The organism is Pseudarthrobacter polychromogenes (genome assembly GCF_014644495.1).
In the GTDB taxonomy this organism is placed as follows: Bacteria; Actinomycetota; Actinomycetes; order Actinomycetales; family Micrococcaceae; genus Arthrobacter; species Arthrobacter polychromogenes.
The window spans coordinates 1-12,319 of record NZ_BMKU01000010.1; the positions used below are offsets into that span (position 1 = coordinate 1).

Sequence of the window (12,319 nt, forward strand, 5' to 3'; positions counted from 1 at the left end):
TATGAAACAATCAACCGGACCGCACTCACAGCGGCCTAAGACCCCGAGTCAACAAAAGCCGGGGCAGTCCCCTTTGTCTCAGCGTTCATTCTGAGATCGTATTTGCCTTACCACCACCTGAACAGGCCGCACTCGGAAAGGCCTTAGCTTTTCTTACCCTCTACATTGCTGGTTGGCACCAAGGCGCCCGGTGCGGGATCCCCAAATGGACGACTCTGGGTCTTGCCCGTCTCCGCGCGGCGCTAAGCATGGTCTGATGGACGGATGAAGAACTGGGCTTGGGGCTTTATTGGGGTAGCTACGTTATGCATGGCTTTAGGGCTGATCGCAGTGGGTTTCCTTCAGCCTGGAATCACATGCGCTGAAGACGATACTTCCGCCGGGTGCCCGTCGACGCCTGTTCATGCAGTAATGCTGGTGTCAGGAACTGTTCTTCTTCCAACGGGTATCTTGTTCTTGATTCGGTCAGGGAAACAAGAACGCCTGGCACCGGATTTGGTAGCTCCATTCAAGTAGCGGATTGTTCAGGGTCGTCACGAGTAGCACGTTGATGGATCCGCTAACGGGCGGCTGGAGGTGTCATCTATCCCCGCTATGTAAATCGCAGCGATAATGAAGGCTTTTTCACAGCGATAAATGTCACCCCTTTGGCGCCTGATAGCCGGCCCTTCACCAAACGACGTTCTAAGCCCTGCGTCGAGCGGTGCAAGGATGGCTCTGTGAGTAACGTCTTCCTTAGCGGCCAACTCGTCTGTGGCAATCAGAACGAGGCGGTGCTCGTTGCAGAGTTCCTCCCAGTGCACATCGAGCTGACGCGCACTGAGCAAGGGTGCCTGTTCTTCGAGGTGGTCGTCACCGAAAACCCGCTGATCTGGCAGGTTGACGAGAAATTTCAGGATGCTGAGTCGTTCCGAGCGCACCAGCTGCGAGTCGCCGAAAGCGAATGGGGCAGGGTAACTGCGAACATTGATCGCCACTACGAAATCAAAGGCATCTAAGTCGGCGACGCGACGCGACTCATCTCATCGCCACTCACCGATCTCCAGCTCCTCGGAGTAGCACAATGGAGGACCCGCTTACGGACGCCTAAGCGAGCATCCGGACGGCTAGCATGAGAACTTGCGCTTGTATTTACAAAGAGACCATGGGGGCCAGCATGATCAGGAAATCGGTAGCAATCTCGATGCTAGCGCTGGCGGTGAGCATTACCCTCCTGGTAAGCGGCGGAATCGCGCTCTGGCACGCCGGGATAGTTGCGGACGAAAATAATCTGACGACAGGCTTCGCGCCTTACCTATGGGTTCCATTCGGGACGGGACTCATCGGCTTCATGGTTAGCCTCCCTTGGTTTCTAGGCACGGTTACCACCACACCACGGCTTAGGAGTGAGCGTTAGAGGATCGGCTTACGGTCGGTTCACCTCGTCGTCACGAGGCAGAATGTAGGTCATGGGGAATGATGACGGGACGCCAAGACTAGTTCAGCTCGGGAATTGGGACGTTAAGCTCTCGCTGCTGGAAGGGCCGGGTGCTGCTTGGGACGATATCGTCTCCGCTTGGTTGCCGGCGGAGAACAGGCTTCCACCGAGAGCTCCGCATGACTTCCCGTCGAATGGCTGGAGAATCGTTCACACCTTCCACCCGGAGTGGGCCCACGAGGCCATGATCCTGGGCGCCCCATCACAGGGTAAACCCAATAGGTGGGTGCTCGTTCAGCTGTCCCGAGACGACAACGGTTGGCAGTTCGCTATGCCGTTCTCCAGCTGTGGGCCTATTCCCATCCGAGAGGAACGCCGGGCTGGGCTGCGTCTGGACTGGGCAAAGACAACCTATTCAATGGCGTTGGGATCTATGCCTGAGGTCAACGTCGTCCTCGTCAACGAATCATTGCAGGAGTGGACACCCACCGGGGAAGACACGTCCCACGTCCAAGGCCTAGTGCTGACACAACACGGCGAGCAAATCGGAAACGGCTGGTACGCCACAGGAAGCACCCCACGGTTACCAACGCTCAAACCAGGGCAGGAAACACTGCTTCCAGCGTTTCGCAATAATCCCGAGCTCAAGAACCTTCCTGCCGGCGATTACCAAATGGTGGCCTTTCTGGCCGCCCTGAACCTTCGGACAGTCATCCCTGCAAAGCTCACCATCGAATAATCGACCGGCCACAACCCCGCCGGCGAGACTGCCCCCTAAGGGATCCTCTTGCGGACGCTTCAAGCGGTCCGTAGAGCCACCACCATACGGGCGCTGCTGTGACGCGAATCAACAAAAAACGCCGCCACTAGCATTCGCCAACTACCACCCCTAGTGAACGAGAACGTAGAAGACGATTGCCAGCGCCGGGAAGAGCGCCTGGCCGATGGCGCTGACGAGGAGGCGCTTCTCTGTGACCCACAGCCAAAAACCAAGGAAGACGTGGCACGCGCAGCAGAAGATCACTATGGCCGACCCGCTGGCGGGAGTGCCTGAGAAGTTCACCAGCCACAGGCCCACTGCGATGCCCAAGCCGAAGGTGATGTTGTAGGCGCCAACATTCATCGCCCACATCCGGACTGCGTGCACGTTTTCCTGCCTGATCAGGAAGATCCGGTGGAACCGTTGGTCGCCATGGAAGAAGACCTCCAGGATGCCAACGCTTATCAGCGCCAGGCCGGTGGCTCCGGCGAGTATCTGGCTCAGCACATTCATGCCGCGCTCCTAGCCCAACCTTGCAGTCTCCGCTTCTTGCGTGCAGGTTACGCTTCAGGCGCGAAGACCTTCAAGGGGCGGATTGCAAACACAGTCCACTACCCACTACCTATGCCCGCCCGCCTCCAGCCCGGCCCCAACAGGCCGCCATAAACGAATCCGTCTACGATGATCTGCGGCTCTTCAACCACAGCGCCGAGGTCCGCCAAGCCAACGGCTCGCTGACCAGTGGCCGCCACAGGATCCCCTTGCGATCACAGTGCGTCTGCCGCCAAGCTGGCGTTCACCCGCTACAGCAGACACCTTTCAGAGGTAAATTGTGAAAATGAGTGAGAGGTTCGCCGACAGGGTTACGGTCCCCGATGTCGTGGGTTTACCATTTCACGTCGGGCGAGATGTGGCGGCCGATGCCGGCGTTGCCGTGGCGAACCCTGATCCAGACGGGCCGCCTATCGGCGAGCTTGCTTGGCCGGGACTTTTCTACATCACGTCCCAGCGTCCACCCGCCGGGACCAACGTTTATCGATGGGACTCCGTCGCTGTCGAAATCGTCGCGCACGGAGACGCGGAATCCAATGCTTGGCTGCAACACCCTGGAACACCGCCCGCGGATTCCGCTCATGCGATTCCAGAGCGCGAGCAGCATGTTGATCTCACGGAAACGCAGCCTCCAACTGAGTGACGCCTCGCCACAAGTCCTATACATGCCAAGCAAGTCGTCTGCGGTCCCAACCAGGCGAGGGGACAGCCCCGGTGGGGAGTCCCCTTGCTGGCTGCGCCATGCGACAAATAGCGCCGTGAAAAAGCCGTCATTTAGCGCCGAGAGTCACAAATAGGTGCCGAAAAAGGCCGTTTGGGGCCGGTATTTTTGATCAGAACCCATTGCCGGTATCAAAGCTGGTCGGACAGGGGGAAAGAGGGTATTTGACCTGTTTTCAGTCAAGCGGGACCCCGGGACGCGGCTATGTGAGCCGGAACGTGATTGGTTATACCCGGGGGCAGTCCCTGGATGCCCAGGTCGATGCGCTGGTCGCTGGCGGTGCTATCAAGGTCACCACCGCAGCCGAACGCGAAGCCGGCGAACTGAACGGCGACATGTATGTGCTGGAGCCTTCCAAAGCACAGGGGGACCCGACTGGGGGAACGTGCGGGGGTGGCCACGGCCGTCGGTGGCGTTCACCAGCACTATTCCCGCTGTCGTCTTCAGCAGCTGACCGCACAGCAGTGGGGTCAGCAGCTACTGAAATTGAAAGATCAGGGTCTCTGTCTCGCGGAAACCTGGGCGTTTCCGCGAGACGGCTGCTTGAGCGCCCGGCCCCGATCAGGACACCGATATGTGATTAGTAGCGGGTGATTACGCTGATCCTGTTTGCAAAGTCCCCGAGGTATCCCAGCTTGGCGCCGGCCCCCATAGCCCACCCCTGCTGGCCGCCGATCTGCCGATGCACTCCCCACATCGAACCCGTACGGTTCCAAATGCTTTCGATGTTGTCGTCCATCCCTGTCGGGCCGATATTGTCGGAGAGGTCCGGATCGCCGACCTTGTACTGGGCGATCACTCCAGTGCCGTTCGGCCCGGTGAACGCACAGAAGTACCCAGCTTCACACCGGTCCCATCCTGTGGCGGCCTGCGCTGGCGTCGCTATTCCCGCGAGGCCCACGAACGCTGCCGCGACCGTCACCAAACCAGCTTTAAAGACTCGCATATTTCCCCCTGTTTTCTCCCGATGCGCAACGTGACGCTCACGCCGCTGACCACCTCGTGTTCAGGTTAGCCGACCCCAGCCTCCCCGTTACGACGCCCGAGCATCTCGGCTTGTCATCCCCGTCGGGTCTTGCCCCGAAGCCAGCCAATCGCCTACCCCCAGGGACCCGATCTGGAAAACCCATGAACTCACGCATCCGACTGATCACTACCGGTGACTGTGAAGCCCTGGCCGAACTACAAATACGCAACCGCGATTTCTGTCAACTTGGGATCCCGTTCGGAGGGATGACTACTTCACTTGGAGGGGTAGCGCGCGAACATCGAGGCAGTTCTGGCACGTCACAAGCGTGGCGAGGCCATGTCCAGGCGCCACGACGCGGTGTGAGCGGGCTCCAGCCTCCACGGTCAGCAGACCACGGATGCTGGCGCGCTGAAAAAGTTTCTGCGCCCCCGTAACCTTTCCGCCGTCCCCTGCGATGTAGGAGGTGATGGGTCCGCCCGACGGGCCCGAATCGAAAGTGTTGTCTAGGTTTTGGAGTTTTAAATGTCGTTGTTCACCGTCCTCGCCACCAGCAAAGTCGCTGCCGGAGTCCTGGCAGCCGGCACCATTGCCGTCGGCGGAACCGGCGCCGCAGCCGTTTCCGGCGTCCTCCCCGCCCAGGCGCAGCAGACCGCTCACGACCTCTTCGGCAATACCGCCCCGGAGCTCGCATCGGAAGTAGCCGCTGACGCGCAGGCCAGCGCGGAAGCCACCGCCGAGGCCGCTGTCGAAGCAGCCAACGAGACCGCAGCAGACGCCGACGCCGACGTTGCTGCCGACGCAGAGGCGTCAGCCGCAGCCGACGCCAAGGCCACCAACGAGAACGCCTCCGCCAACACTTCCGCTTCTGCTGCCGCGGACACCGGCGTTGACGCAGCCGGCGCCGCGGCTTTCGGCCTGTGCACCGCCTTCACCAACGGCGGCCTGAACGCCTCCTCCCAGGGCTTCTCCTCCCTGGTGATCGCCGCGGAAGGCGAAGCGAACGTCGAAAGCTACTGCGCCGACGTCGTGACCGAAGCTGACGCAGCCGCCGAGGCCGGCGCCGCAGCAAATGGCTCTGCAGCCGTTGATGTTGAGCGCCCCGAGCTTCCGGCCGTTCCGGCAGTGCCTGCCGTTCCCGGCGTTGACGGCGAGCCCGCCGTGCCCGCCGTCCCCGCTGTTCCCGCCCAGGGCGGCAACGTAGTGGACACCCCCTCCGTTTCAGTCCGCTAAGGGCTGATCGCTAGTCTGTACTGCGGGAACCGGCCCCAGGCCTGTTCCCGCAGTACAGACAGCCCCGGCGGCCCGAACGCAACCACCCGTTCGAGGGCCCGCCGGGAGCACCTGCCGACAGGCAGCAGGAAACACAGGGGACAGGCTGTCCCTTCCGGAAACCGGACAGCCGCACCCCGCGTCCTGGGATGGAGGAGCCGCTGGTGCTCAGCACTTTGGCCCAAGAAGAGATCGACATATTCGAGAGTGCGGCCGGAACAGACCCGGCTGTGCTCTTCGGCGCTGCCTACCGGTCCTTCGCCGGCCCCGTGCAGGGATACCTCAAAGCCCGTGGCGTGGACGATCCGGAAGCAGTTACCCAGGACGTGTTCCTGGCGTTCTACCCTAAAATCAGCGAACTTACCGGGGGACTCCAGGGCGCCAAGTCCCTGCTCTTTTCCATTGCCCACGCACGGATGGTGGATTACTACCGCCGGCTGGAGCGCAGGCCCCAGCTCAGCCCGTACGATCCACACCAGGATGCCAGGACCACTCCGTCCGCGGAGGACCACGCCGTTGAACTCACCGGCGGGGCCGTGGCCCTGCTGGACGGACTCAGCGAGGAACACCAGGAAGTGCTGGCCCTCCGGGTGGTGGCTGATCTGTCCATCGACCAAGTAGCGCAGATCATGGGCAAGAGCCCCGGAGCCATCAAACAGCTCCAGCGCAGGGCCCTTCACAACCTCAAGGCACAAACGCTCCAGAGAAACCAGGCGAATCATGAGTGACACCGCAGGAACCCGCAGCGACGCCTTTGTCGACGAGCTGCTGCTTGAGGCAGGTATGGACGACGACGGCCTCCTCCGCCCTGCCCTGCTGGAGCTTCGTGCGCTCGCGGACACCGCGCCCGAGCCTTCCGCCGCGATTGCGGCGCTGATGGCCCCTGCCGGAGCGGCCGCACCGGCCGCAGCCGGCGCCGCCGCACCCCCTCCGGCCGGCCCCGACGAGGCTCCGCGGGTGGACGAACTGGCCGCCCGCCGCAGGGCCAAGCGCCGGATCGCCCTCACCACCCTCTCCGTGGCGGTCTCGCTGAGTGCCGGCGGGGCTGTTGCCGCAGCATCGGACCAGGGAATCCGCGACTCCCTCACGCAGCTGAACCACACCATCACCGCCTTCGTGACGGGCGCCGCCCCATCCCCGTCAGGCCAGCAGACCGGACAGCCCGCCGCGCCGCTGCCCACGGAACCCGCCGGAACCTCACCCGCCGGAACCGCGCCGGCCGGCACTGCACCTGGCGGCGCAGCGTCGGTCCCCGCGGACCTCGCCGAAGCGACGCAACCGGCCGCCGTTCCGCCACGGGACGGTGCAGGTGCGCCCGAGACCCCCGCCGGGCAGCCAACGTCCCCCGGCAAGCCCGGCGATGTCCCCGTTCCCGGGAATGTGCCAGGGAACGTACCCGGGCACGTTGCCGACGGGCTGGGCAAGGCGCCGGAAGTCCCTGTCCCCTCACAGATTCCGCTGCCCGGCAACCTTCCGTCCGTTCCGCTCCCGTGACGCCTGCGCACTGGACAGCAGGGGCCGGTACCGGAAGGCCGGCTCACTAGCCGGATGCACCCATCCTGATCATTTCGCCGGACGGATCCGCCAGGTACCAGACGTCGTTCACGCCCTGGCCGAGGATGTCGCCGGGCTTCGTGTCCTTGGCGAAGTAGTACAGCGGCAGGCCGTTCAACGTCACCTGCTGCGCGCCGTCCGGCGTCGTGATGGTGCCCACGGTTCCCGTGACGCCTTCCACCTGGGGCGTCTCAGCGGCGGTTGTGACCGGGGGCCACGCTGCAAGGCAGGCGTCCGTGCAGGCACTGGTCCCGGAGTCCTTCACGTCCTTCGTGAAGAAGTACACGCTCATCCCGTTGGCGGCCACCACAATGTCTCCGGCGCTTGAGGGAGCCGTCTTAAGGTCGACGGCGGCACTTGCCGGCGGGGCGGACGTTGCGGGCGGCGGGGTGACCGACGCTGCGGGGGCGGTTGCGGAGGCCGGCGGCGCACCTTCCGTGACGGCGGGACTGGTGGTTGCCGGTGCCGTTCCGGTGCTGCCGCCGCAGGCAGTCAGTGCCGCGGAAAGGGCCAGGACGGCGAGTCCTGCGCCCAGGTTGAGTTTCATGGCGTTGCTCCTTGCTGGCTGGGCCCGGCGTCGGACCGCCGGACGCTAACCCTTACGACGTACCGGGGTGAACAATGGTTCACACAGTCAGCCGCCGGCGGTTGAACCTTCCGGCCGCGGGCGGCGTCTTTACGGTGGTAAGCAGGAATGTGGGGCAGGGCCCGGCAGGAGGAACGGCATGCCGCTGGATGAGGACGTGGTGGCGTCCATCTACCGCGACCACGGCGCAGCCCTGCGCCGCTTCGTGCTCAGCGCCTCCCACGACCCCCAGCTTGCCGAGGACGTGGTGCAGGAAACCGTGCTGCGCGTCTGGCAGCACACCCCCGAGATCACGGGCAGCCTCCGCAGCTACCTGTACCGGACGGCCAGGAACATCATGATCGACAACTACCGCCGGGCCCGGCGCCGTCCCGCGGAGACCCTGGAAAGCGGCCTGACAGAACCCGCCGCTGTTCCGGAGAGGGTGGACGAGCTGCTCAACCGCGTGCTGGTCGAGGAGGCGCTGCTGCGGCTGAGCAAGGAACACCGGGACGTCCTGGTGGCCCTGCACTACCGCAGGTTCACCGTGAACGAGGCCGCCGTCCAGCTCAACATTCCCAGCGGCACCGTCAAATCCCGCGCCTACTACGCCGTGCGGGCGCTGCGGACCATCCTGGACGAGATGGGGGTGGAACGGTGAACAGCGCCGAAACGCACCACCTGCTGGGCGCCTACCTGCTGGGCGGGCTAGACGCGGAGGACCTGCAGGCCTTTGAAACACACCTGCAGGAGTGCGGACAATGCCGGAAGGAACTTGCCGGCCTGGAGAAGGTTCCCATGATGCTGGACGCCCTTCCGGTGCCGGACGCTGTTGCGCTGACGGTGGCACCGGGAGCGGCGGACCCGCTTCCCCCCTCGGATCCCGCGCCGCTGCTGCGTAAGCTGGCCCGCCGCCGTCGGACATTACGACGGCGGTGGACGGCGCTGGCGGGGGCGGCCGCGGCCGCGTGCCTGGCACTGGGCCTCGCGGCGGGTCCGCTCCTGGCCCGGCCGCCGCAGCCGGACGCCACCTACTCGGTGCAGTCCGCCGGCGGCCTCCAGTTCAGCATCGACCTCGCCCGGAAGACCTGGGGAACCGAGCTGGCCGTGAACGGAAGCAGCCTGCCGCAGGACGGGACGCTGTCCCTGTGGGTCCGGGACCGGGCGGGCGGCGAGGACCGTGCCTGCGCCTGGACGGCAACCCCCAGCGGCAGGGTAAGGATCACGGGGGCCACACCCGTCCAGCTGGGAAGCATTTCAAGCGTGGAACTGCGGGACGGCACCCAGCGCGCCGTGGCAGTGGTGACCGTGCCCTGATTCTCCTGGCGCTACCGGTTTAGCGGTTCATTTTGGCCAGCTTGGCCCGCACCATCATGAACACGCCGTAACAGATCAGCCCGGCACCCACCGCGGCCAGGAGGTAGATGCCGAAGGGCTGGTCGCGCAGTGCCCGCAGCCCGCCGTCGAGCCCGGTTGAGTCCTCCGGGTGCGCCTGCAGGGTGGCGATGGCGATCAGCAGGCCCGTCAGCAGCAGCACCGTTCCCTTGGCCACGTACCCGGTGACGCCAAGGACGGTCACAGCGGTCCGCGCCGTGGGGGATGCGGGCATGGCCAGGTGCTTTTCGAACGATTTCTTCAGCCCGCGGATGCCGTACACCACCCCGGTCACCGCGATGCCGACTCCGAGCAGGACCAGCAGGGCTACGCCGCCGGGGGCCTGCATGACCGCGACGGTCAGGTCGCTGGCGGTCTTTTGGTTGTCCCCGCCGGAGCCCGTTCCCGTGGCGAAGGACATCAGGGTCAGGGCGAGCCCGGTGAACACCAGTGCCTGTGCCCCCGCCTTGGCCTTTTTGCCGGCCTTTTCCTTGGTGGGCAGGTGGTTATAGTCGAAAATGGCGTCGCTGACCTGCCAGAGCGCCAGCGCAGCGCAGGCCGCGAAACTTGCCCAGAGGAGGAACGGCCCGGCCGGCTGGGTGGCAAGCTCCGCCACCGCGCCGCTGAAGTCCGCGTTCCCGGTACCGCCAAACGCCAGCCGGATGGCGATTGCCCCCACCAGCAGGTGCAGGATCCCGCTGGCCGCAAACCCGGCCCTGGCCAGCAGTTCCAGCGTCCGCGAGTTGGTGACGTTCTCCGCCGCGTCGGCGGCCTGCTTCAGTTCTCTTTTGATGGCGGTTCCTTTGTGCACGTGCTCTTCCGGTGTGCGCCCCTGCACACTAGGGCAATCGTGCCACGCCCGGGCGGTACTGGAACAGTGGCCGCCGCCTGTGGCCTGGCCGCGGCGGTTGAGCCCCGGCCCGGCCGCGCCCGGTTGCCTATGGCAAGGGGCGATGGGGAGGGATGCCCATCGCCCCTTCGTGGCAGCCGTGCAACGATATGGACCAGCGATTGAACACGCACCGCGAACTTCTCCCGGGGGAACACCATGACTTTTTACGGCGCTGACGTCAGCCAGCTGCGGGCCCTGGCCAAGGCCGCCGACAGGGCGGCGTCATCGCTGAGTACCCAGGCAAGCTCACTGCACAGCCAGATCCAGTCGGCGCCGTGGAAGGGCAGCGACGGTGACCGGTTCCGGCAGGAGTGGAGCGGAAACCACCGCCCAGGCCTGGAAAAGGTGGTGTCCAGCCTGCGGGAGAACTCCAGGATCCTGCTGCAGCATGCCGAGGAACAGGAGAAATCATCGTCATCGTCCCCGGCCGGGACCGGCGGGAACAGTGCCTGGGACCGGATCACGTCACTGGCTGACCAGGCGCGGGACTGGCTGCGGGAACAGGCAGCCGCCGCAGCAGCAGCCGCTGGACACCGCCGGGAGCTGCAGTCGGACCTGGAGCGCATGCTGGAGGCAAGCCCGGAAGAGCAGGCCGCCTGGTGGGACAGCCTGTCCGCAGCCGACCGGCAGTACCTGATCGAAGGCGGCAATGACGCCGGCCCGTTTGCCCGGGACCTCATGCGCATGGACGGCGGGATCCCCGCCTCCGCGCAGGAGCAGGCCAGGCAGCACCTCCAGGAGCTGGCCAAGGCGGACATCCCCGTCTACTCCGAGACCGGCACGGCTTCCATTGAAGCCCGCGTCGCCTGGGTCCACGGCGGCGCCGAAGTGGGCACGGAAGTGGTGGAGAACGCCGACGGCTCCGCCACCATGAAGGTGTACGGGAACATGGGCCTGGGTGTGAATGACACCACCGGCGCTGCGGGAGTTACGCTCAGCGGCGAGGTTTCGCGCGAGTACACGTTTGGAAGCGTGGAGGAGGCCATGGAGGCCCGGGAGCAGATGTACCGGGACCTGCCGCCGGACAGCGTGGGCGAGATCAAGGATGTGGCCGGCAACCCGCCGGGCTACATCCTGGACACCATCAACGAGGCCGCGGGCGACAACGGCTCCACAGGCCAGACGGACAAGGCGAAGGGAACCCTGTCCCTTGAAGCGGAGGGGGAGGCAGGCGCCGGCTCCGGCTCCGCGAAGCTGGACCTGGCCTACGAACGGAACCTGACGGACGGGACCGCGACGGCGGGCGGAGAGGTCTCTGCGCAGGGCAAGCTCAACCTGGACGGCCGGGTGTTCGAAGCGTCCGGCAAGGGCGGGCTGCAGGTCAGCCTGGACAAGGACAGCAACATCGATTCGGTGACGGTGTCGATGGACGGAACGGTAGCGCAGGGCGTTACGGCTGGCACGGACGTCAAGGCGGCCAAGATCGAATCGTCCGTCAGCGTGGGCAGCCAGGGCACCGTGAAGATCAACGTCGACTACACCCCGGAGAACAGGGACGTCATCGACAGCTACCTGCGGAACGTCGCCCTGGGCAATGACTACGGCGCGGCCCGGGACGCGGCGAAGCTCTACGAGGCCGGGTCTGCCACCGTCCAGGTCAACAGTGTTGTCACCGCTTCCCATGAGGCGGGCCTTGACGTGAAGGTGGGCGAGGTGGAGGTCAGGACCGAACACCAGGCCACCACCAACGTGTCCACGTACTATAAGGTGCCCAACGACACCAAGCTCGAGAGGCTGTGATCCATGTCAGTGCACATCGAATCCCCGCTGGGGTTCACCGCAGAATTCCCCGAGCACACCCAGGTCCTGGAGGATTCCACCGCCGGACCCAACACCGAGCAGTACGGACTCCTGGGCGACGTCCTGGTGACCGTCATCAAGGACGATGCATCCGTGCAGGGTGCCCCGCAGGCGAACGGGTGGGCGCACCTGATGTCCGAGTTCTACCGGGAAGAGCGGGGTGGTTCCCTCCTTGCCGAGGGCGAACTGAACCTTCCGGGGAAAGCTGCGTACGCCGTGGTGGTGGGTTACAACGACGCCGGGGGTTCGGCGAAGGTTGCAGCGACAGTTGGCGTCTGGGAGAACGGGCGGTTCATCGGAGTGGTGGTCATCTGGCCCTCTACGGACCCGTCCATTGAACCGAGGCTCGGCATGCTGAAGGAGATTGTGGCCGCCATCAGCGTGGCCTGACCCAGTTGCTGGCTGCTGCCAGTGCCTGACCCCGGTTGCTGCCAGCTGCCTGCTG

Annotated in this window: 13 protein-coding genes; 9 read left to right on the forward strand and 4 right to left on the reverse strand. The window is 64.9% G+C overall.

From position 1 onward, the window contains the following. The first annotated feature begins 719 nt into the window (after positions 1–719). Positions 720–998: a putative quinol monooxygenase gene (locus IEX43_RS14935; protein WP_188812196.1), complete on the forward strand. Its 279-nt coding sequence runs from the start codon at positions 720–722 to the stop codon at positions 996–998. 450 nt (positions 999–1,448) lie between these two features. Next, entirely contained in the window at positions 1,449–2,156 is a 708-nt protein-coding gene (locus IEX43_RS14940; RefSeq protein WP_188812197.1) for a hypothetical protein, read from the forward strand. Positions 2,157–2,306: 150 nt separating this feature from the next. Here the strand turns inward: IEX43_RS14940 and IEX43_RS14945 are convergent, their stop codons facing one another. Both IEX43_RS14945 and IEX43_RS14950 read right to left on the reverse strand, forming a co-directional pair. Further along, entirely contained in the window at positions 2,307–2,690 is a 384-nt protein-coding gene (locus IEX43_RS14945; RefSeq protein ID WP_188812198.1) for a DUF1304 family protein, read from the reverse strand. A gap of 1,340 nt (positions 2,691–4,030) precedes the next feature. Next, positions 4,031–4,396 carry a peptidase inhibitor family I36 protein gene (locus IEX43_RS14950; protein ID WP_188812199.1) on the reverse strand — a complete coding sequence of 122 codons (366 nt, stop codon included), beginning with the start codon at positions 4,394–4,396 and terminating at the stop codon, positions 4,031–4,033. A 546-nt stretch (positions 4,397–4,942) separates the two neighbouring features. Here IEX43_RS14950 and IEX43_RS14955 point away from each other — a divergent pair. The 3 genes from IEX43_RS14955 to IEX43_RS14965 all read left to right on the forward strand — a co-directional run bounded on the left by IEX43_RS14955 (position 4,943) and on the right by IEX43_RS14965 (position 7,183). Next, the gene (locus tag IEX43_RS14955; protein ID WP_188812200.1) at positions 4,943–5,650 is read left to right on the forward strand and encodes a protein tyrosine phosphatase; all 708 of its coding nucleotides are present in this window, start codon (positions 4,943–4,945) and stop codon (positions 5,648–5,650) included. 188 nt (positions 5,651–5,838) lie between these two features. Continuing rightward, positions 5,839–6,417 (forward strand): RNA polymerase sigma factor, encoded by a 579-nt coding sequence (locus IEX43_RS14960; RefSeq protein WP_188812201.1) that lies wholly within the window; start codon positions 5,839–5,841, stop codon positions 6,415–6,417. Further along, positions 6,410–7,183 carry a hypothetical protein gene (locus IEX43_RS14965; protein ID WP_188812202.1) on the forward strand — a complete coding sequence of 258 codons (774 nt, stop codon included), beginning with the start codon at positions 6,410–6,412 and terminating at the stop codon, positions 7,181–7,183. Before IEX43_RS14960 ends, IEX43_RS14965 begins: the two co-directional genes overlap by 8 nt. 46 nt (positions 7,184–7,229) lie before the next feature. On the opposite strand, the gene IEX43_RS14970 is transcribed toward IEX43_RS14965, so the two are convergent. After that, complete coding sequence (locus IEX43_RS14970; RefSeq protein ID WP_188812204.1) at positions 7,230–7,790, reverse strand: COG4315 family predicted lipoprotein; 561 nt, start codon at positions 7,788–7,790, stop codon at positions 7,230–7,232. A 178-nt stretch (positions 7,791–7,968) separates the two neighbouring features. Between IEX43_RS14970 and IEX43_RS14975 the strand changes: the two genes are divergently transcribed. Together IEX43_RS14975 and IEX43_RS14980 are read left to right on the forward strand one after the other, a co-directional pair. Then, entirely contained in the window at positions 7,969–8,469 is a 501-nt protein-coding gene (locus IEX43_RS14975) for a sigma-70 family RNA polymerase sigma factor (RefSeq protein WP_104186485.1), read from the forward strand. Next, a complete protein-coding gene (locus IEX43_RS14980) occupies positions 8,466–9,125 on the forward strand; it encodes a zf-HC2 domain-containing protein (RefSeq protein WP_188812222.1) in 660 nt (219 codons plus the stop codon). The genes IEX43_RS14975 and IEX43_RS14980 overlap by 4 nt, the downstream gene beginning before the upstream one ends. Positions 9,126–9,144: 19 nt before the next feature. On the opposite strand, the gene IEX43_RS14985 is transcribed toward IEX43_RS14980, so the two are convergent. After that, positions 9,145–9,993: a DUF1206 domain-containing protein gene (locus IEX43_RS14985; RefSeq protein WP_188812224.1), complete on the reverse strand. Its 849-nt coding sequence runs from the start codon at positions 9,991–9,993 to the stop codon at positions 9,145–9,147. Between the two features lie 237 nt (positions 9,994–10,230). Here IEX43_RS14985 and IEX43_RS14990 point away from each other — a divergent pair, with 237 nt between their 5' ends. Together IEX43_RS14990 and IEX43_RS14995 are read left to right on the forward strand one after the other, a co-directional pair. Further along, a complete protein-coding gene (locus tag IEX43_RS14990; RefSeq protein WP_188812226.1) occupies positions 10,231–11,814 on the forward strand; it encodes a hypothetical protein in 1,584 nt (527 codons plus the stop codon). A gap of 3 nt (positions 11,815–11,817) precedes the next feature. After that, a complete protein-coding gene (locus IEX43_RS14995) occupies positions 11,818–12,264 on the forward strand; it encodes a hypothetical protein (protein WP_188731251.1) in 447 nt (148 codons plus the stop codon). The last annotated feature ends 55 nt before the right edge of the window (positions 12,265–12,319 follow it).

Coding starts and splice junctions, on each gene's coding strand:
- IEX43_RS14960 (WP_188812201.1), top strand. CDS start 5,839: ATGGAGGAGCCGCTGGTGCTCAGCACTTTGGCCCAAGAAGAGATCGAC.
- IEX43_RS14975 (WP_104186485.1), top strand. CDS start 7,969: ATGCCGCTGGATGAGGACGTGGTGGCGTCCATCTACCGCGACCACGGC.
- IEX43_RS14950 (WP_188812199.1), bottom strand. CDS start 4,396: ATGCGAGTCTTTAAAGCTGGTTTGGTGACGGTCGCGGCAGCGTTCGTG.
- IEX43_RS14990 (WP_188812226.1), top strand. CDS start 10,231: ATGACTTTTTACGGCGCTGACGTCAGCCAGCTGCGGGCCCTGGCCAAG.
- IEX43_RS14945 (WP_188812198.1), bottom strand. CDS start 2,690: ATGAATGTGCTGAGCCAGATACTCGCCGGAGCCACCGGCCTGGCGCTG.
- IEX43_RS14970 (WP_188812204.1), bottom strand. CDS start 7,790: ATGAAACTCAACCTGGGCGCAGGACTCGCCGTCCTGGCCCTTTCCGCG.
- IEX43_RS14955 (WP_188812200.1), top strand. CDS start 4,943: ATGTCGTTGTTCACCGTCCTCGCCACCAGCAAAGTCGCTGCCGGAGTC.
- IEX43_RS14995 (WP_188731251.1), top strand. CDS start 11,818: ATGTCAGTGCACATCGAATCCCCGCTGGGGTTCACCGCAGAATTCCCC.
- IEX43_RS14965 (WP_188812202.1), top strand. CDS start 6,410: ATGAGTGACACCGCAGGAACCCGCAGCGACGCCTTTGTCGACGAGCTG.
- IEX43_RS14940 (WP_188812197.1), top strand. CDS start 1,449: ATGGGGAATGATGACGGGACGCCAAGACTAGTTCAGCTCGGGAATTGG.